We start from the raw sequence: 23,663 nt of genomic DNA, 5'->3' as shown, positions 1-23,663 counted from the left end.
TCACAAGCAGCCCGCCCTGTCCCAGACCGGCGGCCCGGCGAACAGGGTCCAGTTGCCCCGCAGGCACTCCACCTCGCGGCCGCCGCCGGCCAGCACTTTTTCGATGATCCTCATCTCGGGCGCGATGCCGCGGTCCAGCAGGTACAGCACTTCGCCGCCGACGCACTGGCGGCTCGGACGGGTCACGAAGGAAACGAACTGGACCTTGTCCCCGTCCAGGGTGATCACGGAAGCCTGCGCGCCGGGAATCAGGACCTCGGTGCGCAGCGTGGCCCAGTGCTCGCCGTAGATGCGGCGGATCCCTAGCTCCTTCATCCGGGCGGCGACGCGCGCGAACACCGGCCCGTCGTTGTGCACGGCAAGCTCCGACTGGAGCCGCGCGCGATAGGGAGGAACGACAAGGGCGGAACCCACCGTGGATGTCAGGATCGCCAGCGCGCACAGCGCGGCAAGCATCGGTCGCTCGAACCGCCGGTGCGACAGCCACTGGAGCGCCGCCAGCAGCAGCGCCAGCTTCAGGAGCACCAGCGCCCAAAGGAAGTGCCGGATGTCGAGCCAGTACTCGATCGCGCACACGATGAAAAAGCCCAGCGCTGCGCCCAGCCCGCCCGTCATCCCCACGAACTCGATGGGACCTGCCGCCGGGTGCGACTGCGGCGGCGACATCACCCGCCGGGCCAGGCGCGCGCCCAGCCAGACCGCGAGGCCCGCGAACAGGGCCAGCGCCAGCGTCTTCAAGGCGTACAGGACCAGGTGCGCCGGCTTCGAGGACATCCCCGCGAACTGGTAGAAACCGATGAAATAGTCGACGATGCCCTTGAGCAGTTCGCTGGCCCGTGCCAGGAAGTGGTCATAGGCCGCGAGCGGCAGGGGCGGGATGCCGACGACCTGATGGGAAAGGAGCAGCCAGCGGTTGCCCGCATACCCGGCCAGGGCCCCGGCGACCACCAGACCGAGCCAGGACCTGGCGCCGCCCAGCCGTCCGCCGGCCCACAGCGCCGCGGCCAGCGGCAGCAGCAGCATCACGGCGCGCGTCGGCGCCTCCAGCACCAGCAGGAACACCGCGAGGGCGCACAGCACCGGCGCCCGCCGGTGCCCCTGGCTCGCGCGAAACGCCTGGATGACGATCACCAGCGCCAGCACCACGATGCCCAGGTGCGATTGCTGGCCGAGGATGAAGTCGGCTTCGGTGTGGCCCAGGGGCAGGAACAGCAGCCAGCAGGCCAGCAACGAGCGGCGCCAGTGCTGCAGCAGCGAGTCGATGCACAGGAACGCCGCGAGGAAGAAGACGGCGAAGGTCGCCATGGAGCCCGCCGCGTAGGCGCGATAGCCTTCCAGGCCCAGTGCCAGCGCCGGCGCGATGAACAGGTTGTTGCGCCACAGGATCAACTGGTTGCCGTAGGCGAAGTCCCGGGGCAACAGGCTGCGCTCGTCCACCATGGCCTGTGCCAGCAACTGGTGCGCGGCCGCATCCGAATGGAAGATCGATGGGTAGTAGCCAAGGAAGAAAACCCAGGCCGTCAGCAGGCCGGTGAACACCACGAGCAGCGCTGCGCCGGCCCGACCCGGCAAGGCGAGGCCGAGGAAGGCATTCGAGGCGGGCAAGGGGAAAACGGCAGGCGGCGTCTGCATGCTTGTTCTTTTTCTGAAATGCACCGCTCCTCCGGCGGCACGCAATTATCGTGCAGCCTGAGGTTTCACTTTTTGATCGCCGCCAGATCGAAGCGGGCTCGTTGACCGGGATAGCCCGTGGCGGCCCCGCGACAGTCGCTTCCTAGAATCGGCAGATGCATGAAACCCAGCAGCCTGTGGCGCGCTCGCGCCAGGTCCTCGCCCTCTACGCCATTTTCTTCGTCTCGGGCTTTTGCGGCCTGATCTACGAGTCGATCTGGTCGCACTACCTCAAGCTGCTGCTGGGACATGCCGCCTATGCGCAGGCCGTGGTGCTGGTGGTGTTCGTCGGCGGCCTCGCCCTGGGCGCCTGGCTGACCGGGCGCTGGTCGGAGCGCCTGCGCCGGCCGATCCTGCTCTATGCGGCGGCGGAAGCGCTGGTGGGCGTGTTCGCCTTCGGCTTCCAGCGCCTGTTCGAGAGTGCATCCGCCTGGGCCACGGCCAGCTTCCTGCCGGCCGTGTGCGGCGAACCGGGCTCCTGCGCTGCGTCCTGGCTGCTGGCCGCGGCCCTGATCCTGCCGCCCTCGATCCTGCTCGGGACCACCTTCCCGCTCATGAGCGCGGGCGTGATCCGCCTGGGCGTGCGGCCGGGCCGCGGCCTGAGCCTTCTCTATTTCCTCAATAGTGCTGGCGCGGCGCTGGGCGTGCTCGGATCGGGCTTCCTGCTGATCCCCGCGCTGGGGCTGCCGGGCACGATGCTGCTGGCGGGCAGCATGAACTTGCTGGTCGCGCTGGCGGCCTTCGCGGCCGGCAGCGTGGGCGACGCCCAGGCCGAGCCGCCTGCGGCGCAGCGGCCGGCGGCCCAGGCCTCGACGCGGGAATTGCGCGTGCTGCTGCTGGTCGCGGCGCTCACCGGGCTGTCCTCCTTCGTCTACGAAGTGGTGTGGATCCGCATGCTGACCCTGGTGTTCGGCGCCGCCACCCACTCCTTCGAGCTGATGCTGTCGGCCTTCATCCTGGGCCTGGCGCTGGGCGCCTGGTGGATCCGCAAGCGCATCGATACCGCCCCCGGCGTGCTGCGACTGCTGGCGGCCATCCAGGTGCTGATGGGCGTGCTGGCCGTGGCCACGCTGCCGCTCTATGCCGGCCTGTTCGACACCATGGCCTTCGCGCTGCGCGCCCTGCGGCGTGCCGAGGAGGCCTATGGCCTGTTCAACATCGCGATGGGCGTGATGGCCGCGGCCGTGATGCTGCCGGCCACGATTTGCGCCGGCATGACCCTGCCGCTGATCACCGCGGCGCTGCTGCGCGGCGGTCACGGCGAGCGCCAGGTGGGACAGGTCTACGGCGTCAACACCTTCGGCGCGATCGCCGGCGTGCTCCTGGCCGTGCACCTGCTGCTGCCGGCCCTGGGCCTCAAGTGGTCGCTGGCCACGGGCGCTGCGATCGACGTGGCGCTGGGCCTGCTGTTGTGGCGCCTGGCCGGGCCCGGCGAGAAAGCCGTCGCACCACGCCGATGGGTCTCGCCCGCACTGGCCGCCGGCACCGCCTGCGCCCTGCTGCTCGCCTTCCCGCTGGCGACCACGCTGGACACGCGCGTGCTGGCCTCCGGCGTGTTCCGCAACGGCAGCCCGCTCGTGGATCGGGACAGCATCATCCCGTTTCATCGAGACGGCAAGACCGCGACCGTGACGGTGCTGGAAAGCCGCAATGGCACGCGCAGCCTGCTGACGAACGGCAAGTCCGACGGCGCCAGCCACCCGCAGGGCGCGGTGACGACCCTGGACGATGCCACCATGGTGCTGCTGGGCGCGCTCGGTCCCATCCACCATCCGCAGGCCCGGCGCGCGGCGGTGATCGGCCTGGGCACCGGCACCTCCAGCGCCGTGCTGCTGGAGTCGCCGCGGCTGGAAGCGGTGGACACCATCGAGATCGAACCCATGATGGTGGAGGCCGCGCAGCTGTTCCGCCCGCGCAATGCCAAGGTGTTCGAGGATCCGCGCAGCCGCATCATCATCGACGACGCCCGGGCCCATTTCGCCAAGGCCCGCGCGCACTACGACCTGATCGTCTCCGAGCCCTCCAACCCGTGGGTGAGCGGCGTCTCCGGCCTGTTCACCACCGAGTTCTACCGCCACGCCGCCAACCACCTGGCCGCCGACGGGCACTTCGTGCAGTGGCTGCACCTGTACGAAGCCAGCCCGCAGGTGGTGGGCTCCATCGTGCGCGCCTTCGCCACGGTCTTCCCCGATTTCGCCGCCTACACCACCAACCACGCCGACGTGGTGCTGGTGGCGCGGCGCAACGGCCGCCCGCCGGCGATCGACGTGGCGGCGCTGGACGGCATGCAGGGCATGCGAAAGCGCCTGCTGGAGATCGGCATCGACAGCGCCGCCAGCCTGGCCGGGCATGACGGCGGGCCGGCGGCGGCGATCCGCATCCTGGCGCAGTCCTATGGCGCGCCGCCGAACTCCGACTACTTTCCCTTCGTCGACAACCACGCCGCCCGCGCCCGCTTCCTGGGCGCCACGGCAGCGCCGCTGTTCGCGCTGCCCGAGGCGCCGCTGCCCTTCCTGGAATTCGCGAACGGGCCGGCGCCCCATGCCGGCCAGGTGACGATCGCCACCGCAACCATGCCCAAGGCGCTGCAGAAGGTCGCAGCGGGACGCAATGCCATGCGCTACCTGCAAGGCAGGCCGGTGGACGCCGGCGATGCGAGCTGGTACGCCGACTACGCGGTGGACCTCGCACTGGTGCGCGGCTGGTCGCAATCCTGCGCAGTGCCGGCGGAAACCGGACCGGCCTGGCAGTCGGTCGTGCGGGTGGCTTCCATCCTCAATGCCGGCGCGCTGCCCAAAGACGCGCAGGGCTTCTGGAGCGGCATGGCGCAGCGCTGCGGCAGCAAGCTGACGCCGGTGCAGTCGGCGTGGCTCGGCCTGCTGGCTGGCGTGGCGGCTCGCGATGCGGCGGCGACGCAGGAGCGCGGCTTGCAGGTGCAGGCGCAGGACCCCTCGCTCACGACGCCGGCACGGTCTTTCGCGGCGCTGGCGACCACCAGCGCGCTGCTGGGCCGGGGCGATCGCGCGCGCGCGGCGGAAGTGCTGGCGGCGCAGCGCGCGCATTTGCCGGAAAGCGAGATCGAGCAGCCGTGGTTCCGGCTGCTCGTGATGATCCTCAGCGCGCAATAGGCGGACGGCCGGTCCGACAACTCAGGAAACGGGCTCGGGCGGCGTGAAGCGCGTCGGCGGCAGCGGGATGTATTCATCGTCGCCGGGGACGCGGCCCATGCGCTGCGCTTCCCAGTCGGCGCCGGCGCGGAGAATGCGGTCCTTGCGGCTGGAGACGAAGTTCCACCACATGTGCCGGTGCCCATCCAGCGGCTCGCCGCCGACCACGACCAGGCGCGCCGGCCCGTCCGAGCGCACCGTGACGCTGCCGCCTGGCTCGAGCACGACCATCGCGCGCGCCGGCAGCCGCTCCTGCTGCACCTTCACCTCGCCCTGCACGGGATAGATCGCGCGCTCGGACACCAGGGCCGGCAGCTCGAAGCTGGCGCCCGGCTCCAGCTTCACGTCCAGGTACAGGGTCTGCGACAGGGCTGCCACCGGCGAGCTCGCGCCGAACGCGCTGCCCACCAGCACCCGCACCTGCGCGCCTCCCAGCGCCACCTGCGGGATCGCCGAGGCCGGCGTGTGCGCGAAGGCGGGTTCGTCCTCCTCGTGCGCCAGCGGCAAGGCCGTCCACAGCTGCAGCCCATGGATCGCATAGGCCTTGCCACGCAGCGACTCCGGGCGCCGCTCGGAATGGACGATGCCGCGGCCGGCGGTCATCCAGTTGATCGCGCCCGGCTCGATGAGCTGTTCGTTGCCCAGGCTGTCGCGATGCATCATCGCGCCTTCGAACAGGTAGGTGACCGTGGCCAGGCCGATGTGCGGATGCGGACGCACGTCATGGCTCTGCTCGGGCGGCACGTCCACCGGGCCGAAATGGTCGAAGAAAATGAAGGGACCCACATTGCGGCGGTCCAGGGCCGGCAGCAGGCGCCGCACCACGAAACCGCCGCCCAGGTCCTTCTCGTGTCCCTTCAGGTGCAGCACGGCAAGCTCTCCTTCAGCCCTTGAGGCGGGCGGCCACCTCGGCCACCCGCTGGCCGAACAGGCGGCCGGTTTCCAGGTCGCCACGCGACATGTCGGCCACTCCGCCATCGGCCGGCGAGGCCGACACCGCGCCACTGTAAGACACCAGGAAGTTGATGTCGTCGCGCCGCGAGGCCTTCATCTGCGCCGGCATCAGGCCCTGGCTGACCCAGATCATCCCGTGCTGCATGGCCAGCGTGAACAGCGTCAGCAGCGTGCCCTGCTTGTCGCCGATCATGCCGGCGCTGTTGGTGAAGCCCGCCGCAATCTTGTCCTTCCATTCCTGCGCATACCATTGCTTGGAGGAGGCGTCGGCGAATTTCTTGAACTGCCAGCTCACGCTGCCCATGTAGGTGGGCGTGCCGAAGATGATGGCGTCGCTGTCGCGCAGTTGCCGCCAGCCCTCGGGCGGCAGGTTACCGTCGGCATCGATCGCCAGCAGTTCGGCGTTGGCGCCTTCGGCCACCGCCTGCGCCAGGCGCTGCGTGTGGCCGTAGCCGGAGTGATAGACGACGGTGATGCGGGTCATGCGGGTTGCATGCCGCCGACGCGGGTTCGCCGCCCGCCGTCCAGGCTAAGGCGTCCGGCGCCGAATGCCGCGAAACCCAGCAGGCCGCCGATCATTCCAAGATTCTTGTTGAAGCTGAGTTTTTGCATTGCCATTTGCGCCTCGGGCACTGCCCAGTAACCATGGAATATAGGCGTAATCACGGCCACGAATACGGCCATGGCGAGCGCGACCCATCGCGTCTTGAAGCCGAACAGCAGCAGCAGCCCCAAGCCAAGCTCAGTCGCTACGGCAATGGCTGCGCAAACTTCCGGCAGCGGAACGCCCTTGGATGCGATGTAGCCCACCGTTCCGGTAAAGCCAACCAGCTTGGCCCATCCAGAAGGAACGAAGACGTATGCGATCAAGACGCGACCGATCAGCGCCAAGACATCGTGCGCGGAATTGTGGGAGGTGGTGTAGGTGGTCATGAGTCGTCCTTCCTACTCAACAGAAAAAGAAAATCAGCGTTCAGCCAAGTCGAACACCAAGACCTCGGCATCCCGTCCCTTGGACAGCCGCACTGCCGTTTCGTTCTCCAGCTTGGCGGCGTCGCCTGCAACGAGCTTCTGGTCGTTGACCTCGAGCTCACCACGCACCACGTGCACATAGCCCTTGCGCTGCGGGTCGAGCGCGAGCTCGAATGCCTCGTCACCGTCGAACAGGCCCGCGTACATACGGGCGTCGGCGTGGATGCGCACCGATCCGTCTTCGGCCCCGGGGGAAGCCACCAGGCGCAGGCGCCCGCGCTTCTCGCCGGCGGGAAATGCCTTCTGCTCGTAGCCGGGCGCGATCCCCAGCTCATTGGGCTCGATCCAGATCTGCAGGAAATGCGTCTCCTCGCCCGGGGCGTGGTTGAACTCGCTGTGCATCACGCCGCGGCCCGCGCTCATGCGCTGCACCTCGCCCGGCGGAATGCCCTTGACGTTGCCCATGCTGTCCTTGTGCGCCAGGTTGCCTTCCAGCACGTAGCTGATGATTTCCATGTCACGATGGCCGTGCGTGCCGAAGCCCGTGCCCGGCGCGATGCGGTCCTCGTTGATCACGCGCAGGTTGCCGAACCCCATGTGCTGCGGGTCGTAGTAGCCGGCAAAGGAAAAGCTGTGAAACGACTTCAGCCAGCCGTGGTCGGCGTAGCCGCGTTCGCGGCCCTTGCGCAAGGTCAACATCGGTGTTGCTCCGTGGGTGCGTGAGTGATGCTGCCAATGTAGGGACGTGGGGCTTGTAGTCGCATGCCCCTGGTTTGATGGCATCATTCAAAAAGACTGAAGTCCTGCAACGTCCTACGTACCCTGTCTTCCACGCCCATGCCCACGGCCCGCGATGTGCTCACCCCGGATTCGCTTGCCCTGTTGCAGGCCGTCGAGCAGGCGGGAAGTTTCGCCGCGGCAGCGCGCGAGCTCGGGCTCGTCCCCAGTGCGGTCACCTATCGCATCCGCCAGATCGAGGACGCGCTCGACGTGCTGCTGTTCGACCGCAGTTCCCGCCAGGCGCGCCTGACCGACGCCGGCCAGGAACTGCTGCGCGAAGGCGGCCGCCTGCTGCAGGAGATCGACGCCGTGGCCAACCGCGTGCAGCGGGTCGCCACCGGCTGGGAGTCGCAGCTGACGGTCGCGGTGGACACGGTGATCGCCTGTTCCACCGTGATGGAGCTGGCGCAGGCCTTCTGCCCCGTGGCGCCCAACACGCGGCTGCGCCTGCGCGACGAATCGCTTTCCGGCACGCTGGAAGCGCTCACCAGCGGCCAGGCCGACCTGGCGATCGGCATCGCGGTGGAACCGGGCACCGCGGTGGACGTGCACAGCAAGCCGCTTGGCGACCTGCCCTTCATCTATGCGGTGGCGCCCCATCACCCGCTGGCCAGTGTCAAGGAGCCGATCCGGGACGAAGTGCTGCTGAAGCATCGCGCGGTGGCGGTGGCGGACTCGGTGCAGCGCGGCTCGGGGGTGACCTTCGGCCTGCTGGCAGGGCAGGACGTGCTGACCGTGGGCACCATGCGCGCCAAACTGGATGCGCAGCTGCGCGGCCTGGGCGGCGGCTTTCTGCCGGAGCCCATGGCGCGGCCCTTCGTGGAAACCGGCACGCTGGTGGTCAAGAAGGTCCATCGCGACCCGCGCCTGGTGCGTCTGAGCTACGCCTGGCGCACCAGCGCCACGCCCGGCCGCGCCTTGCAATGGTGGCTGGCGCAATTGGACAGCCCGGTGACGCGAAAAGCGCTGCTGGAGCGGCACGGCATGCCAAACTAGGGCAATCAAACAATGAAATCGACTAAAAAAATCGCAGTGGTCGGCGCCGGCATCGCCGGCCTGGCCTGTGCCCGCACCCTGGCCCGCGCGGGGCACGAGGTGACCGTGTTCGAGCAGGAGGCGCAGGTGGGCGGCCGCACGGCCACCTGCGACACGCCCTTCGGCACCTTCGACCACGGCGCGCAGTACTTCACCGTGCGCGACGCCCGGTTCGAGCAGGCCCTGCAGACCGCGCCGGGCGCCTGCAAGGCCTGGAGCGCCAACGCCGTGCGGGTGCTGGACCCGCATGGCCGCGTGGCGGAGGCGTCGCTGCCCGCGCGCGAAGCGCACTGGGTCGGCGTCCCGGGCATGCACGAAGTCGCGCGCCAATGGGCGCGGCCGCTGGTCGAGGGCGGGCGCATCGAACTCGAAACCCGGGTGACCGGCGTCGAACGCGACGCGCTGGATGCCTCGCGCTGGCAGCTGCGCACCAGCGGCGCGCAGGATTCCGTCCATGTCTATTCCGGCTACGAGGCCGTGCTGCTGGCCCTGCCGGCGGGGCCGGCCGGCGGGCTGCTGCGCCTGTCGGGCGTCGCGCCGGACTTCGCGGCGCGCATGGAAACGGTCGAAGTCGCGCCCTGCTGGACGCTGATGCTGGCGTTCCCGCACGCCACGCAACCGCAACTCGCGCACCTGGGGCCGCAGTGGAACGCCGCGCTGAGCACGCACCACCGGCTGGCCTGGCTGGCGCGCGAATCGTCCAAGCCCGGCCGCAGCCCGGTGGAGCGCTGGACGGCGCAGGCCAGCCCGGCCTGGTCGCAGGAGCACGAGGGCGACGACGGCCCACGCGTGCAGGCCAAGCTGCTCAAGGCCTTCTCCGAAATCACCGGCATCCGGGCTGAGCCCAGCCATGCCGAGGTGTTCCGCTGGCGCTGGGCCAAGACCATGAAGCCGCTGGGCGCGTCGCACCTGTGGGATGGCGGCCAGGGCATCGGCTTGTGCGGCGACTGGTGCCTGGGACATCGCGTCGAGGACGCCTTCGTTTCGGGGCTGGAGCTGGCGCTGGCCGTCGCTTAGGGCCTGTATGAACAGGCCCTAACCCCATGGCCCGCTACGTCGGGCGCTTCGCGCCCTCGCCCACCGGGCCCTTGCATGCCGGCTCGCTGGTCGCGGCGCTGGCCAGCTGGCTGGACGCGCGCGCGCATGACGGCCGCTGGCTGGTGCGCATCGAAGACGTGGACACGCCGCGCTGCGATGCCGCAGCGACCGACACCATCCTGCGGCAGCTGGCCGATTGCGCCTTGCTGGCCGACGAAGCGCCGGTGTTCCAGTCCGCCCGCGGCGCGCCCTACCAGGCGGCGCTCGACCTGCTCGTGGCACAGGGCCGCGCCTACCCCTGCGCCTGCTCGCGCAAGGACATCGAACAGGCGCTGGCCGCGGCCGGACGCAGCCACGAGCGGCACGGCGAGCTGGTGTATCCCGGCACCTGCCGGGGCGGCCTGCGCGGCCGCGCGGCGCGCGCCTGGCGGTTCCGCATCGAGCCGGGCACGGTGCGCTGGACCGATCGCCGGCTGGGACCGCAGGCCCAGGACGTGGAGCGCGAAGTGGGCGATTTCGTTCTGAAGCGCGCCGACGGCCTGTGGGCCTACCAGCTGGCGGTGGTGGTGGACGATGCGGCGCAAGGGGTCACCGATGTCGTGCGCGGCGAAGACCTGGCGGACAACACGGCGCGGCAGGTCCAGCTGCAACGCGCGCTGGGCGTGGCGACGCCCCGCTACTTTCACACGCCGCTGGTGCTGGGGGACAACGGCGAGAAGCTCTCCAAGCAGAACGGCGCGAAGGCGCTGGATACGTCGGATGCGCTTTCCGCCCTCAATGCCGCAGCCCGGGTGCTGGGGCTGCAGCGCCAGTCAGGCAGCGTCGGCGAGGCGCTCGCCGGCTGGAGTGCGCAGTGGCGCGACTTTTACAATCGGCCGGGTGACTGACACCGGCAACAGCCCCGCCCCCTCGCCTTCCGGCGCCCCCGACCACATCCAGCATCCGCGCGCCATCCGCAGCTTCGTCAGGCGCGCCGGCAGAACCACCATTGGCCAGGCCAAGGCCTTCGAGCAATGGGGGCCCCGCTTCTTGCTCCCCTACAGCGCGACGCCGCTGGACCTGGCGCAAGCCTTCGGCCGCGAAGCCCCCACCATCCTGGAAATCGGCTTCGGCATGGGCGAGGCCACGGCCCATATCGCCGGGCTGATGCCGGAGAAGAACTTCCTGTGCTGCGAAGTGCATGAACCGGGCGTGGGCGCCCTGCTCAAGCGCATCGGCGAGCACGAGCTGGCCAACATCCGCATCGTGCAGCACGACGCGGTCGAAGTGCTCGACCACATGCTGGCCCCGGACTGCCTGGCGGGCGTGCATGTGTTCTTTCCCGATCCCTGGCACAAGCTGCGGCACAACAAGCGGCGCCTGATCCAGCCGCCGCTGGTGGCCAAACTGGCCGCACATTTGCAACGCGGCGGTTACATCCATTGCGCCACCGACTGGGAGCCCTACGCGCAGCAGATGCTGGAGGTGCTCTCGGCCGAGCCCGCGCTGCAGAACACCACCCAGGGCTTCGCGGCGCGGCCCGACTACCGTCCGCTGACCAAGTTCGAGAACCGCGGACTGAAGCTCGGCCACGGGGTGTGGGACGTGGTGTTCCGGAAGAGCTGAATTCGCTCGCCAGCTGGCTAACCAGCTAGGCCGCCGGGGTTAAGGCCGGCTTTTTATTGTCGAGGCACACCCTTCGGCGTATCGTTCGGCTCAGCATTGCGCCCAGGGGGCGCGGGAGGAATCAAGATGAACAAGGATCGCAGGCAATTGCTGGGTACGGTGCTGGCGACCACGCTCGCCAGCTGGGGGCTGCCGGGCGCCGCCTGGGCCCAGGGCAAGGCGGCGGCCGGGCCGCGCAAGATCGTGCTCGGCCAGTCGGTGCCGCTCACCGGCGCGGCCGACCAGATCGGGCTGGCATTCGCCGGCGGCGCCAAGCTCTACTTCGACGAGTTCAACGCGCGCAAGAACAACCCGGGCTGGACCTTCGAGCTGCGCCAGATGGACGACGGCTATACCGCAGCCAAGGCCGCGGCCAACGCCAAGAAGCTGCTCGACGACGGCGCCGACATCCTGTTCGGCTTCGTGGGTACCGGCACCACCGATGCCGCCGGTGAACTGGCCACCAAGGAGGGCGCCCTGTTCTTCGCGCCCTTCGCCGCCTCGGACAAGCTGCGCGACCGCAACCGCGCCAACGTGTTCCACGTGCGGCCCAGCCTCTCGGACGAGGCCTTCAAGATGGTTCGGCATTGCGCCACCCTGGGCCAGGACCGGCTCGCCGTGGTGGCCGAGGACGACGCCATGGGCCGGGCCGGGCTCGCCGCCATCCAGCAGGCGATGGCGGACCAGAAGCTGCCGCCGCTGGTGGCGCAGGCCTTCGTGCCGGTCAACAGCGACAAGGTGGACGAGGCGGTCGCGACGATCCTGAAAGCCCAGCCGCACGCCGTGCTGCAGGTGTCGCTGTTCAACTCCACCGCCGCCTTCATCCGCAAGATGCGCAAGACGGGCTACATCGGCAGCTTCCTGAACTTCTCGGTGGTGGGCATCGATCCGCTCTTCACCGCGCTCGGCAAGGACATCGGCGGCGTGGTGGTGTCGCAGGTGGTGCCCTCGCCCAGGCAGTCGGCCACGCCGATCGTGAAGGAGTACCTCGCCGCGATCGACAACTCCGACCAGACACCCTCGTACGAGGGCCTGGAAGGCTTCATCGCCGCCAAGACCTTGGCCGAGGCGGTGCGCCGCGCCGGCAAGACCTGGGACAAGGCCAGCCTGCAGAAGACCATGGCGGCCATGACCGACTACGACGTCGGCGGCTTCCGCATCAACCTGCGCGCCGGCGTGCGCGACTCGGTGCGCGCCATCGACCTGGTGTCGATCACGCCCGACGGGAAGATCGTCCGCTGAAATTAGGCAGCGCCCCGGCGGCTCGCCATCGCTGACGAGCACCGGGCACCGGCCGACGACCGGCTAGACGCGTTCGGCGACCCAGCCCTGCACCGATTGCAGGGCCGTGGGCAGCTTGCCGGCGTCGGTGCCGCCGGCCATGGCCATGTCGGGCTTGCCGCCGCCCTTGCCGCCCACCTGCTGGGCGACGAAGTTCACCAGCTCGCCGGCCTTGACCTTGCCCATGCTGTCGGCCGTAACGCCGGCCGCCAGCTGCACCTTGCCGCCCTCGACCGAGGCCAGCACGATGGCGGCCGTCTTGAGCTTGTCCTTGAGCTTGTCCATGGTCTCGCGCAGGGTCTTGGCGTCGGCGCCGTCCAGGCGCGCCGCCAGCACCTTGATGCCCTTCACGTCGACCGCCTGGGCCACCAGATCGTCGCCCTGCGAGGACGCGAGCTTGCCCTTGAGCTGGGCCACTTCCTTCTCGAGCGCACGCACCTGGTCGAGCACCTGCGAGATGCGGCCCTGCAGTTCGGTGGGCGCGGCCTTGAGCGTGCCGGCGGCCTGGTTCACCGCAGCTTCCAGCTGCTGGAGGTAGGCCAGTGCGTTGGCGCCGGTCACCGCTTCGACGCGGCGGATGCCGGCGGCCACGCCGCCTTCGGACACGACCTTGAACAGGCCGATGTCGCCGGTGCGCTCCACGTGCGTGCCGCCGCACAGCTCGCGGCTGGTGCCGATGTCCAGCACGCGCACGGAGTCGCCGTACTTCTCGCCGAACAGCATCATGGCCCCGGTGGCCTTGGCCGATTCGATGTCCATCACGCGGGCCTGGGTCGCCTGGTTGGCCAGGATCTCGACGTTGACGCGCGCTTCGATCTCGCGGACCTGCTCTTCGGTCACCGGCTGGTTGTGCGTGAAGTCGAAGCGGGTCTTGTCGGCGTCGACCAGCGAGCCCTTCTGCTGCACGTGGTCGCCCAGCACCTCGCGCAGGGCCTTGTGCATCAGGTGCGTGACCGAGTGGTTGCGCATGGTGGCGTGGCGCCGGGCCATGTCGACCTTGGCCGTCACGCTGTCGCCCACCTTCAGCACGCCCTGCGGCAGGTGCCCGTGGTGGCCGTAGACGTCGGCCTTGATCTTCTGCGTGTCCTCGACGTCGAAGCGGAAGTGGCCGAACTCCAGCGCGCCGGCGTCGCCCACCTGGCCGCCGCTTTCCGCGTAGAACGGCGTGGTGTCCAGCACCACGATGCCGTCCTGGCCCGCCCTGAGCTCTTCGACCGCGGTGCCATCGATGTACAGCGCCACGACCTTGCCCGCCTGCTCCAGCTTCTCGTAGCCGACGAACTGGTTGCCCTCGCCGGCGTACTCCAGTGCGCGGTCCATCTTGAACTTGCCCGCCGCGCGGCCGGCTGCCTTCTGCTTTTCCATGGCGGCATCGAAGCCCGCCACGTCCACGCCGACGCCGCGCTCGCGGCAGACGTCCTGCGTCAGGTCCAGCGGGAAGCCGTAGGTGTCGTGCAGCTTGAAGGCCACTTCGCCCGGCAGCGCCTGCTGGCCGCCGCCCAGGGCCGAGTCCAGGATCTCCATGCCGTTGGCGAGCGTCTCGTAGAAGCGCTCCTCCTCGGCCTTGAGCACGTCCATGATGCGCTTCTCGCCCTTGGCGAGGTTCGGGTAGGCCTCGCCCATCAGCTTGACCAGGTCCGGCACCAGCTTGTGGAAGAAGGGCTGCTTGCGGCCCAGCTTGTAGCCGTGGCGGATGGCGCGGCGGATGATGCGGCGCTGCACGTAGCCCCGGCCTTCATTGGAAGGAATGACGCCGTCGGCCACCAGGAAGGAGGTGGCGCGGATGTGGTCGGCGATCACCTTCAGCGAGGGGTTCTCCAGGTCCTTGATCCCGGTTTCGCGCGCCGCGGCCTTGATCAAGGCGTCGAACAGGTCGATCTCGTAGTTGCTGTGGACATGCTGCAGGATGGCCGCCAGGCGCTCCAGGCCCATGCCGGTGTCCACGCAGGGCGCGGGCAGCTTGCGCACGCTGCCGTCGGGCTGCATGTCGAACTGCATGAACACGTGGTTCCAGATCTCGATGTAGCGGTCGCCGTCCTGGTCTGGCGAGCCGGGCGGGCCGCCGGCGATATGAGGGCCGTGGTCGTAGAAGATCTCCGAGCAGGGGCCGCAGGGGCCGGTGTCGGCCATCATCCAGAAGTTGTCCGAGGCGTAGCGCGCGCCCTTGTTGTCGCCGATGCGCACCACGCGCTCGGGCGGCACGCCGATGTCCTTCGTCCAGATGTCGTAGGCCTCGTCGTCGTCGATGTAGACCGTGGCCCATAGCTTTTCCTTGGGCAGCTTGTAGACCTCGGTCAGCAGTTCCCAGCCCCACTTCAGCGATTCGCGCTTGAAGTAGTCACCGAAGCTCCAGTTGCCCAGCATCTCGAAGAAGGTGTGGTGCCGCGCGGTGTAGCCCACGTTCTCCAGGTCGTTGTGCTTGCCGCCGGCGCGCAGGCAGGCCTGCACCGACGCGGCGCGCACGTACGGGCGCTTGTCGGTGCCGAGGAACACATCCTTGAACTGCACCATGCCGGAGTTGGTGAACATCAGCGTCGGGTCGTTGCCGGGCACCAGCGGGCTGGAAGCGACCACGGTGTGCTGCTTGTCCTTGAAGAAATCCAGGAAGCTCTGGCGGATCTCAGCGACGGTGAAAAGGGGGCGATTAGATGAGGTCATGGCAAGCTTTCGATTATAGGTTTCAGCTCCGCCGCGCCGAAGCGGCGAAGCGGGCAGCACGGCCGACCTTGCATCGCCTGCGCATCGGGGGCATCCTCGGCGCCATGCCCAACGAGCTCGAGCTGATGCGGCGTCGCCAGGCCTTGCAGCGCCTTGCCGTCCTGTCCTTGCTGGCGGGTTGCGCCACGCCCGCGAGCGACCCGGTGCAGGTGCTCGTGGTCGGATTGGACCCGCTGGACGGCCAGGGCATGGAATTTCGCTTCCTGTGCAAACTGCGCGTGCAGAACCCCAACGAGGCGCCAATCGACTTCAGCGGCGTCTTCGTGGAGCTGCAGGTCAATGGGGCCACGGTTGCCAGCGGTGTGAGCGACGCCACGGGCACCGTGCCTCGCTTCGGCGAGACCCTGCTGGAGGTGCCAGTGACCATTTCGGCGCTGCGCGTCGCACGCGTGGCGCTCGGCATGTTCACCAGCACCAGCAGCGGCGGCAGTCGAGCGCCCATTCCCTACGCGCTCAAGGGCAAGATCGCCGGTCCCACCTTCAGTGCGGTGCGCTTCGAGTCAAAAGGCGAGCTCGACCTTTCGCGCTTCGGCGACTCCGTTCCGGTACGGACCGAGTGACGGTTGGCGGCCGCGCTTCAGCTGCGCCGCGTCGCCCCGGACTGCTCGCGCGCGATCTCGATGAATTCCGAGACCACGTCGCGCGTGCGCGTGCCGCGCCGCCACACCAGCCCCACGTCGATGCTGGGCACCGCGTCGCGCAGGTTGCGCACCTCGATGTGGTCGGCATCCAGCGTCCACGGGCGGTAAAGGAAATCGGGCAGGATGGTGATGCCCGCTCCCACGCCCACCAGCGAACGCACCGCCTCCAGCGATCCCGTGCGCAGCAGCACGTCGGGGTGCAGGCCGAAGCGCGACCAGACGGCGCGCATCACGCCCTCGACACGGTCGGCTTCCAGCACCACCTGCGGCACCGCCGCGCACTCGGCCAGGCTGATCTCGCTGTGCTCGGCCAGCGGGTGGCTGGAGGCCAGCCAGACACGGTTGGGGGAGCTGGTCAGCAGTTCCACCACCAGCGCCTGCGGGTCGCCCAGCGCGTTGGACACCATGATGGCCAGGTCCAGTTCGCCATTGACCAGCAGGTGCTCCAGGAACTGCGGGGTGTCTTCGACCACGCTGATCCGCACCGAGGGATGCGAGCGCTGGAAACGCGCGAACAGGTCAGCCAGGTAGTAGCCGGCCACCAGGCTGGTCACGCCGATGTCGAGCGTGCCGGTCAGCGTCTCCTGCCGGCCGCGGTCGATCATGCCCGCCTCCGCCACGGCTGAGATGACCTTGCGCGCACTGGCCTGGAAGCGGTGCCCGGCCTGCGTCAGCGCCATGCCGCGCGAGGTGCGCTCGAACAGGCGGGTGCCCAAGGTGGCTTCCAGTTCCAGGATCGAACTGGTCACGGCCGACTGGGCGATGTTGATCATGCGCGCGGCCGCGGCGACCGAGCCGGTCTCGGACACCGCCAGGAAGTAGCGGAATTGCTTGAACGTGAAGTGCCGCTGCAAGGCTGGGCAATCGCGGATGCTTAGGGGTTAACCCGTGATATCTGGAAAACAGATATCCCTCGCACCGAATATTGAACTTCGCTGGCCCAGCCGTCAACGCTACATTGCCCTCGCTTCCAACCCAAGGAGAAAGCCATGAATGCTCTGAAGCTTGCTGCGCTTGCCATTGGCTGCGCGGCCCTGGCCACTGCCAGCCTCGCCCAACAGCCACGCAAGCAGGTCGGCAAGGGTGAGGGGCGCGTGGACATCGTCGCCTGGCCCGGCTACATCGAGCGCGGCGCCACCGACAAGAACTTCGACTGGGTGACCGACTTCGAGAAGAAGTCCGGCTGCAAGGTGAACGTGAAGACCGCCGGCACCTCCGACGAGATGGTGGCGCTGATGAACGAGGGCGGCTTCGACCTGGTGACGGCTTCGGGCGACGCGAGCACGCGCCTGATCCGCGGCAAGAAGGTGCAGCCGATCAACGTCAGCCTGATCCCGAGCTTCAAGAACGTCGACCCGCGCCTGCAGAAGGCGTCGTGGCACTTCGAGAACAACACGCACTACGGTGTGCCATACCAGTGGGGCTGGAACGTGCTGATGTACAACACCAAGGTGTTCGGCGACAAGAAGCCCAACTCCTGGTCCGTGGTGTTCGAGGAACAGAACCTGCCGGACGGCAAGAGCAACAAGGGACGCGTGCAGGCCTTCGACGGGCCGATCTACATCGCCGATGCGGCCCTGTACCTGATGAAGAAGAAGCCCGACCTAGGCATCAAGGACCCGTACGAGCTGAACGAGGCCCAGTACAAGGCCGCGCTTGACCTGCTGCGCGCGCAGCGCAAGCTGGTAGGCAAGTACTGGCATGACGCGTTCGTGCAGATCGACGACTTCACCAACGAGGGCGTGGTGGCCTCCAGCTCCTGGCAGTTCCAGGCCAACATCCTGGGCAGCAAGAAGGCGCCGGTCGCCACTGTGGTGCCGGTCGAGGGCGCAACGGGCTGGGCGGACACGACCATGATGCATTCGGACGCCAAGAACCCCAACTGCGCCTACATGTGGCTGGAGCACTCGCTCAACCCGAAACTGCAGGGCGACCTGGCCGCCTGGTTCGGATCGGTGCCGTCGGTGCCGGCCGCGTGCAAGGGCAATGCGCTGCTCAAGGACGACGGCTGCGCGCGCCAGGGCTACAACGACTTCGAGAAGATCTCGTTCTGGAAGACGCCGGTCACCCAGTGCAAGTCGCAGAACAACCAGTGCGTGCCTTATCACAAGTGGGTGTCCGACTACATCGCGGTCCTCGGTGGACGCTGAAGCCATGACCCAAGCCGTCAGCCTGGAGCGCGTGTCCTGCACGTTCGGCTCGGGCGGCGGCGCGGTCCGCGCGGTGGACGACGTGAGCCTGGACATCGCACCGGGCGAGTTCTTCACCCTGCTCGGCCCCTCCGGTTCCGGCAAGACGACCTGCCTGCGCATGATCGGCGGCTTCACGCTGCCGACCGCGGGCAGCATCCGTATCCACGGCGAGGACGTGACCGGCCGGCCGCCCTACGCCCGGCCGGTCAACACCGTGTTCCAGGACTACGCGCTGTTCCCGCACATGAGCGTGCTGGACAACGTAGGCTACGCATTGATGGTGCGCGGCGTGGCGCGCACCGAGCGCGAGAAGCGCGCGCGCGAGCTGCTGGAGATGGTGCGCCTGGCGGACGCGGCGCCGCGCAAGCCGGGCCAGCTCTCCGGCGGCCAGCGCCAGCGGGTGGCGCTGGCCCGCGCCCTGATCAGCCAGCCGCGGGTGCTGCTGCTGGACGAGCCGCTGGGCGCGCTGGACCTGAAGCTGCGCGAGCAGATGCAAAGCGAGCTGAAGGGCCTGCAGCGCCGGCTGGGCATCACCTTCGTGTTCGTCACGCACGACCAGCACGAGGCGCTGTCCATGAGCGACCGCATTGGGGTGTTCCATCGCGGACGCCTGGAGCAGGTCGCCACGCCGGCGCAGCTGTACGACCGTCCGGCCAGCCGCTTCGTCGCCGAATTCGTGGGCACCGCCAACGTGCTGCACGGGTCGGACGCGCAGCGCCTGGCCGGCCACGGGGCCGCGATGATCCGGCCGGAGCGCGTGCGCCTCGGCCCGCCCGAGGGCGCCCAGGCCACCGGCACCGTGAGCGAGGTGCAGTACTTCGGCGCCTTCTGGCGCATCCGCGTCGCGCGGGCGGAAGGCGCGTCGCTGCTGGCCGACGTGGCCCAGCTCGCGCAGCCGGTGCCGGCCGTGGGCGAGGCCGTGCACCTGCACTGGGATGCGCAGGCGGTGCACGCGCTTGCCGACACGGCCCTGGCCTAGACGCCACAGGACGCCCATGAACGTCTCGGTCGCGCCCACGGTGGAGGCCGCCGGCCTGGCCGCGCCGCGTGGCGGATGGCTCGACCGGGTGTCCACGCTGCTCTACACGCGGCGCGGGCTGCTGGTGGGCGCGCTGATCGCGCCGCCCTTGCTGTGGTTCGGCGTGATCTACCTCGGGTCGCTGTTCGCGCTGCTGGCCAACAGCTTCTTCCATCTCGACGACTTCTCCGGGCAGGTGGTGCGCGAGCTGGGGCTGCAGAACTTCCGCGAGATCCTGGAGCCGGCCAACCTCGACGTGGCCTGGCGCAGCATCACCATGGCCACGCTGGTCACGCTCGCCTGCATCGCGCTGGGCCTGCCGGTGGCCTACTACATGGCGCGGCACGCGCGCGGCGCCGGCAAGGCCCTGCTCTACGTGGCCGTCATGCTGCCACTGTGGTCCAGTTACCTGGTGCGCCTGTACGCCTGGAAGCTGCTGCTGGCCAAGGAAGGCGCGATCTCCTGGCTGGCGCAGGCGCTGCACCTGCAATGGCTGCTGGACGCCGTGCTGGCCACGCCGGTGATCGGCGGCAACTCGCTCAGCTTCTCGCCGATCGGCACCTTCCTGGTGTTCGTCTACATGTGGCTGCCCTTCGTGATCCTGCCGATCCAGGCCGCGCTGGAACGCATCCCGCCCTCGCTGCTGGAAGCCTCGTCCGACCTGGGCGCCTCGCCCCTGCAGACCTTCCGCCAGGTGACGCTGCCGCTGGCCATGCCGGGCATTGCCGCGGGATCGATCTTCTCGTTCTCGCTCACCCTGGGCGACTACATCATCCCGCAGGTCATCGGCAACTCCACGCTCTATATCGGCCAGGTGGTGTACCGGCAGCAGGGCGTGGCCGGCAACCTGCCGTTCGCCGCGGCCTTCTCGCTGGTGCCCATCCTGATCATCGGCGTGTACCTGTGGCTGGCCAAGCGCAAGGGGGCCTTCGATGCGCTCTGACGCCGCCCGCCCCGCCGCCCCGCTCGGGCTGCGCCTGGCCACCTGGGCCGGCGTGCTGTTCCTGCACGTGCCACTGGCGCTGATCGTGCTGTACGCCTTCAGCAGCGAGGACAAGAGCTATGTCTTCCCGCCGCCGGGCCTGACCACCCAGTGGTTCGGCGTCGCGCTGCAGCGCGCCGACGTGTGGGACGCCATCCTGCTGTCGGGGCAGGTCGCCCTGTGGGCCACCGCCATCGCGCTGGTGCTGGGCACGCTGGCCGCCGGGGCGCTCGCGCGCACCCAGTTCTTCGGCCGGGAGGCGATCTCGCTGCTGCTGATCCTGCCGATCGCCCTGCCCGGCGTGGTGACCGGCATTGCGCTGCGCTCGGCCTACCACACGCTGGAGATCCCGTTCTCGTTCTGGACCATCGTCGTCGGTCACGCCACCTTCTGCGTGGTGGTGGTCTACAACAACGCCATCGCCCGGCTGCGCCGCATCAGCCCCTCGCTGATCGAAGCCTCGATGGACTTGGGCGCCAACGCCTTCCAGACCTTTCGCCATGTGCTGCTGCCGCAGCTCGGCTCGGCCCTGCTGGCCGGGGCGCTGCTGGCCTTCGCGCTCAGTTTCGACGAGGTGATCGTCACCACCTTCACGGCCGGCCAGCAGACGACGCTGCCGATCTGGATGCTGCAGGAGCTGATCCGGCCCCGGCAGCGTCCCGTCACCAACGTGGTCGCGGTGTTCATCATCGCGCTCACCTTCATTCCCATCATCGCCGCCTACTGGCTCACCCGCAGCGGCGAGGACACCCCCCACCGGTAGAAGGAGCACACAACATGGGTCATGCGAAGGATGTCCGCATCAGTTTTCCCACCGAGCTGCTGATCGACCACCAACCGGTACGGGGCGAAGGCCCGGCCGAAGCGATCCTCAACCCGGCCACCGGCGAGGTGCTGTGCGAAGTGCACGAGGCTTCGCCCGAACAGCTGCAGCGCGCGGTCTCCGCCGCCAGCCGGGCCTTCGAGGGCTGGGCCAGGACCACGCCGGCGGAACGCGGCGGCCTGCTGCTGCGCATCGCCGACATGATCGAGCAGAACGGCGAGCAGTTCGCGCGGCTGGAGTCGCTGAACTGCGGCAAACCGTACGCGCGGGCGCTGGGCGACGAGATCCCGGCCATCGCCGACTGCTTCCGCTACTTCGCGGGCGCGGCGCGGTGCATGACGGGCGCGGTGTCCGGTGAATACCTCGCGGGCCACACCAGCATGATCCGGCGCGACCCGGTCGGCGTGGTCGGCTCGATCGCGCCCTGGAACTACCCGCTGATGATGGCGGCCTGGAAGACCGCCCCGGCGCTGGCGGCCGGCAACACCGTGGTGCTCAAGCCGAGCGAGCAGACGCCGCTCACGGCCCTGCTGTTCGCGAAGCTCGCGTCTGCGATCCTGCCCAAGGGCGTGCTCAACGTGATCTGCGGCCGCGGTGGCAGCGTGGGCCAGCCGCTGGTGGAGCACCCGCAGGTGCGCATGGTCTCGCTCACCGGCGACGTGGCCACCGGCCGCAAGGTGCTGCAGGCGGCCTCCACGACGCTGAAGCGCACCCACCTCGAGCTGGGCGGCAAGGCCCCGGTGATCGTGTTCGACGACGCCGACCTCGCCGCCGTGGTCGAGGGCCTGCGCACCTTCGGCTACTACAACGCCGGCCAGGACTGCACCGCGGCCTGCCGGGTCTATGCCGGAGCGAAGATCTACGACCGGCTGGTGGCGGACCTGACCTCGGCCGCGTCCTCGATCAAGGCCGGGCTGCAGGACGAGGACGGCGTGGAGATCGGCCCGCTGATCTCCGACCGGCAGCGCAACCGCGTCGCCAGCTTCGTCGAGCGCGCGCAGATGGCCGGGCACATGGAGATCACCACCGGCGGCAAGGTGCGCGCCGGCAACGGCTTCTTCTACGAGCCCACCGTCATCGCCGGCGCGCGCCAGGACGACGAGATCGTGCAGCGCGAGGTGTTCGGCCCGGTGGTGTCGGTCACGCGCTTTTCCGATGCCGACCAGGTGATCGGCTGGGCCAACGACTCCGAGTACGGGCTGGCCTCCAGCGTGTGGAGCCAGGACATCGGCAAGGCCATGCGCGCGGCCAGCCGCCTGCAGTACGGCTGCACCTGGATCAACACCCACTTCATGCTGGTCAACGAGATGCCGCACGGTGGCATGAAGTCCTCCGGCTACGGCAAGGACATGTCGATGTATGCGCTGGAGGACTACACGGTGGTCCGCCACGTGATGGCGAAGTTGTAAGGGTCCAGTTGTAAGGAGCCTATCGTGAAGCAGTCCATGAACGAGGTGCTACAGGCGCGCAAGGCCGCCGCGACCCCACGCGGCGTGGGCGTGATGGCGACGTTCTTTGCCGAGCGCGCGCAGGGCAGCGAGCTGTGGGACGTCGAAGGTCGCCGCTTCATCGACTTCGCCGGCGGCATCGCCGTGCTCAACACCGGCCATGCCCATCCGGCGGTGATCGAGGCCATGCGCAAGCAGCTCGACCGGTTCACGCACAGCTGCTACCAGGTCGTGCCCTACGAGAGCTACGTGGCGCTGGCCGAGAAACTCAACCAGCTCACCCCGGGCGACTTCCCCAAGAAGACGGCGCTGTTTTCCACCGGCGCGGAGGCCATCGAGAACGCCATCAAGATCGCCCGCAGCGCCACCCGCCGCAGCGGCGTGATCGCCTTTGCCGGCGCCTTCCATGGCCGCAGCCTGTTCGCCGTGGGGCTGACCGGCAAGGTGCACCCCTACAAGGCGGGCTTCGGCCCGTTCGCGCCCGAGGTGTACCACCTGCCCTTCCCCGCCGTCGGCGCCGACCTCGCGGCGACGCAGGAGCACATGGAGTTGCTGTTCAAGGCCGACATCGACCCCACGCGCGTGGCGGCCATCGTGTTCGAGCCGGTGCAGGGCGAGGGCGGCTTCAATGCCATCCAGCCGGAAGCCGTGCAGTGGTTGCGGCGCCTGTGCGACGAGCACGGCATCCTGATGATCGCCGATGAGATCCAGACCGGTTTCGGCCGCACCGGCAAGCTGTTCGCGATGGAGCACTACGGCGTCGCGCCCGACCTGATGACGATCGCCAAGTCGCTGGCCGGCGGCATGCCGCTGTCGGCGGTGACCGGGCGCGCCGAGATCATGGACGCGCCGCCGCCCGGCGGCCTCGGCGGCACCTACGCCGGCAATCCCGTCGCCATCGCGGCGGCCCACGCCGTCATCGAGGTGATGCAGGCCGAGCGCCTGCCCGAACGCGCGGCCGCGCTGGGCAGCCAGCTCAAGGAGCGGCTGCAAGCGATGCGCTCGCGCCAGCCCCGCATCGCCGACGTGCGTGGCCTGGGCGCCATGGTGGCCTGCGAGTTCCGCGATGCCTCGGGTGCAGCCGACGCCGCCTTCGCGCGCGCGGTGCAGCAGCATGCCCTGGCCCATGGGCTGATCCTGCTGACCTGCGGCAATGAAGGCAATGTGCTGCGCTTCCTGTTCCCGCTCACCATCCCCCAGCCGCTGTTCGACGAAGCGCTTGGCATCCTCGAGCAGGCGCTGTTGCAGGCGTGACGCCCCGGCTGCTGGAATGAGGCCAGAATCGGGAGGCAAGGAACG

Annotated in this window: 20 protein-coding genes; 13 read left to right on the top strand and 7 right to left on the bottom strand. The window is 69.0% G+C overall.

The window, feature by feature from the left end; all coding sequences use genetic code 11:
- The gene (locus UC35_RS19425) at positions 1 to 1,632 is read right to left on the bottom strand and encodes a hypothetical protein (protein WP_061502625.1); all 1,632 of its coding nucleotides are present in this window, start codon (positions 1,630 to 1,632) and stop codon (positions 1 to 3) included.
- 155 nt (positions 1,633 to 1,787) lie between these two features.
- On the opposite strand from UC35_RS19425, the gene UC35_RS19420 reads away from it, so the two are divergent.
- Complete coding sequence (locus UC35_RS19420) at positions 1,788 to 4,799, top strand: fused MFS/spermidine synthase (RefSeq protein ID WP_061502623.1); 3,012 nt, start codon at positions 1,788 to 1,790, stop codon at positions 4,797 to 4,799.
- Positions 4,800 to 4,820: 21 nt separating this feature from the next.
- Here UC35_RS19420 and UC35_RS19415 read toward each other — a convergent pair whose 3' ends face one another.
- The 4 genes from UC35_RS19415 to UC35_RS19400 are packed head-to-tail and all read right to left on the bottom strand — an operon-like array spanning position 4,821 to position 7,463.
- Positions 4,821 to 5,708: a pirin family protein gene (locus tag UC35_RS19415; protein WP_061502621.1), complete on the bottom strand. Its 888-nt coding sequence runs from the start codon at positions 5,706 to 5,708 to the stop codon at positions 4,821 to 4,823.
- A 13-nt stretch (positions 5,709 to 5,721) separates the two neighbouring features.
- Positions 5,722 to 6,276: a flavodoxin family protein gene (locus UC35_RS19410; RefSeq protein ID WP_061502619.1), complete on the bottom strand. Its 555-nt coding sequence runs from the start codon at positions 6,274 to 6,276 to the stop codon at positions 5,722 to 5,724.
- Positions 6,273 to 6,725 (bottom strand): DoxX family protein, encoded by a 453-nt coding sequence (locus tag UC35_RS19405; protein ID WP_061502617.1) that lies wholly within the window; start codon positions 6,723 to 6,725, stop codon positions 6,273 to 6,275. Before UC35_RS19405 ends, UC35_RS19410 begins: the two co-directional genes overlap by 4 nt.
- 33 nt (positions 6,726 to 6,758) lie before the next feature.
- Positions 6,759 to 7,463 (bottom strand): pirin family protein, encoded by a 705-nt coding sequence (locus tag UC35_RS19400; RefSeq protein WP_061502615.1) that lies wholly within the window; start codon positions 7,461 to 7,463, stop codon positions 6,759 to 6,761.
- Positions 7,464 to 7,601: 138 nt separating this feature from the next.
- Between UC35_RS19400 and UC35_RS19395 the strand changes: the two genes are divergently transcribed.
- The 5 genes from UC35_RS19395 (at position 7,602) to UC35_RS19375 (ending at position 12,503) form a co-directional block, all read left to right on the top strand.
- On the top strand, positions 7,602 to 8,540 hold the full coding sequence (locus tag UC35_RS19395) for a LysR family transcriptional regulator (protein ID WP_061502613.1): 939 nt from the start codon (positions 7,602 to 7,604) through the stop codon (positions 8,538 to 8,540).
- Positions 8,541 to 8,552: 12 nt separating this feature from the next.
- Positions 8,553 to 9,596, top strand: a complete 1,044-nt coding sequence (locus UC35_RS19390) for an NAD(P)/FAD-dependent oxidoreductase (protein ID WP_061502611.1) — start codon at positions 8,553 to 8,555, stop codon at positions 9,594 to 9,596.
- A 26-nt stretch (positions 9,597 to 9,622) separates the two neighbouring features.
- Positions 9,623 to 10,504, top strand: coding sequence for a tRNA glutamyl-Q(34) synthetase GluQRS (gluQRS, locus tag UC35_RS19385; protein WP_061502609.1), 882 nt, complete (start codon positions 9,623 to 9,625; stop codon positions 10,502 to 10,504).
- Entirely contained in the window at positions 10,497 to 11,222 is a 726-nt protein-coding gene (trmB, locus tag UC35_RS19380; protein WP_227820387.1) for a tRNA (guanosine(46)-N7)-methyltransferase TrmB, read from the top strand. The genes gluQRS and trmB overlap by 8 nt, the downstream gene beginning before the upstream one ends.
- Positions 11,223 to 11,348: 126 nt before the next feature.
- Positions 11,349 to 12,503, top strand: coding sequence for an ABC transporter substrate-binding protein (locus tag UC35_RS19375; RefSeq protein WP_061502606.1), 1,155 nt, complete (start codon positions 11,349 to 11,351; stop codon positions 12,501 to 12,503).
- A 63-nt stretch (positions 12,504 to 12,566) separates the two neighbouring features.
- Here the strand turns inward: UC35_RS19375 and alaS are convergent, their stop codons facing one another.
- Positions 12,567 to 15,200 carry an alanine--tRNA ligase gene (alaS, locus tag UC35_RS19370; protein ID WP_061502604.1) on the bottom strand — a complete coding sequence of 878 codons (2,634 nt, stop codon included), beginning with the start codon at positions 15,198 to 15,200 and terminating at the stop codon, positions 12,567 to 12,569.
- Positions 15,201 to 15,304: 104 nt separating this feature from the next.
- Between alaS and UC35_RS19365 the strand changes: the two genes are divergently transcribed.
- On the top strand, positions 15,305 to 15,820 hold the full coding sequence (locus UC35_RS19365) for an LEA type 2 family protein (protein ID WP_061503943.1): 516 nt from the start codon (positions 15,305 to 15,307) through the stop codon (positions 15,818 to 15,820).
- A gap of 17 nt (positions 15,821 to 15,837) precedes the next feature.
- Here UC35_RS19365 and UC35_RS19360 read toward each other — a convergent pair whose 3' ends face one another.
- A complete protein-coding gene (locus tag UC35_RS19360; protein WP_061502603.1) occupies positions 15,838 to 16,755 on the bottom strand; it encodes a LysR family transcriptional regulator in 918 nt (305 codons plus the stop codon).
- Between the two features lie 135 nt (positions 16,756 to 16,890).
- Here UC35_RS19360 and UC35_RS19355 point away from each other — a divergent pair, with 135 nt between their 5' ends.
- The 6 genes from UC35_RS19355 to gabT are packed head-to-tail and all read left to right on the top strand — an operon-like array spanning position 16,891 to position 23,618.
- Positions 16,891 to 18,051 (top strand): ABC transporter substrate-binding protein, encoded by a 1,161-nt coding sequence (locus tag UC35_RS19355; RefSeq protein WP_061502601.1) that lies wholly within the window; start codon positions 16,891 to 16,893, stop codon positions 18,049 to 18,051.
- Between the two features lie 4 nt (positions 18,052 to 18,055).
- A complete protein-coding gene (locus UC35_RS19350) occupies positions 18,056 to 19,072 on the top strand; it encodes an ABC transporter ATP-binding protein (RefSeq protein ID WP_061502600.1) in 1,017 nt (338 codons plus the stop codon).
- A 16-nt stretch (positions 19,073 to 19,088) separates the two neighbouring features.
- The gene (locus UC35_RS19345) at positions 19,089 to 20,054 is read left to right on the top strand and encodes an ABC transporter permease (protein WP_061502598.1); all 966 of its coding nucleotides are present in this window, start codon (positions 19,089 to 19,091) and stop codon (positions 20,052 to 20,054) included.
- Complete coding sequence (locus tag UC35_RS19340) at positions 20,044 to 20,856, top strand: ABC transporter permease (RefSeq protein ID WP_061502596.1); 813 nt, start codon at positions 20,044 to 20,046, stop codon at positions 20,854 to 20,856. The genes UC35_RS19345 and UC35_RS19340 overlap by 11 nt, the downstream gene beginning before the upstream one ends.
- A gap of 14 nt (positions 20,857 to 20,870) precedes the next feature.
- Positions 20,871 to 22,325, top strand: coding sequence for a gamma-aminobutyraldehyde dehydrogenase (locus UC35_RS19335; protein ID WP_061502594.1), 1,455 nt, complete (start codon positions 20,871 to 20,873; stop codon positions 22,323 to 22,325).
- Between the two features lie 24 nt (positions 22,326 to 22,349).
- Positions 22,350 to 23,618 (top strand): 4-aminobutyrate--2-oxoglutarate transaminase, encoded by a 1,269-nt coding sequence (gene gabT, locus UC35_RS19330; protein ID WP_145979552.1) that lies wholly within the window; start codon positions 22,350 to 22,352, stop codon positions 23,616 to 23,618.
- Positions 23,619 to 23,663: the final 45 nt, after the last annotated feature.

This window comes from Ramlibacter tataouinensis, from assembly GCF_001580455.1.
In the GTDB taxonomy this organism is placed as follows: Bacteria; Pseudomonadota; Gammaproteobacteria; order Burkholderiales; family Burkholderiaceae_C; genus Ramlibacter; species Ramlibacter tataouinensis_B.
The sequence above is the reverse complement of the archived record's forward strand: the minus strand, read 5'-3'. Positions and strand labels throughout refer to the sequence as shown.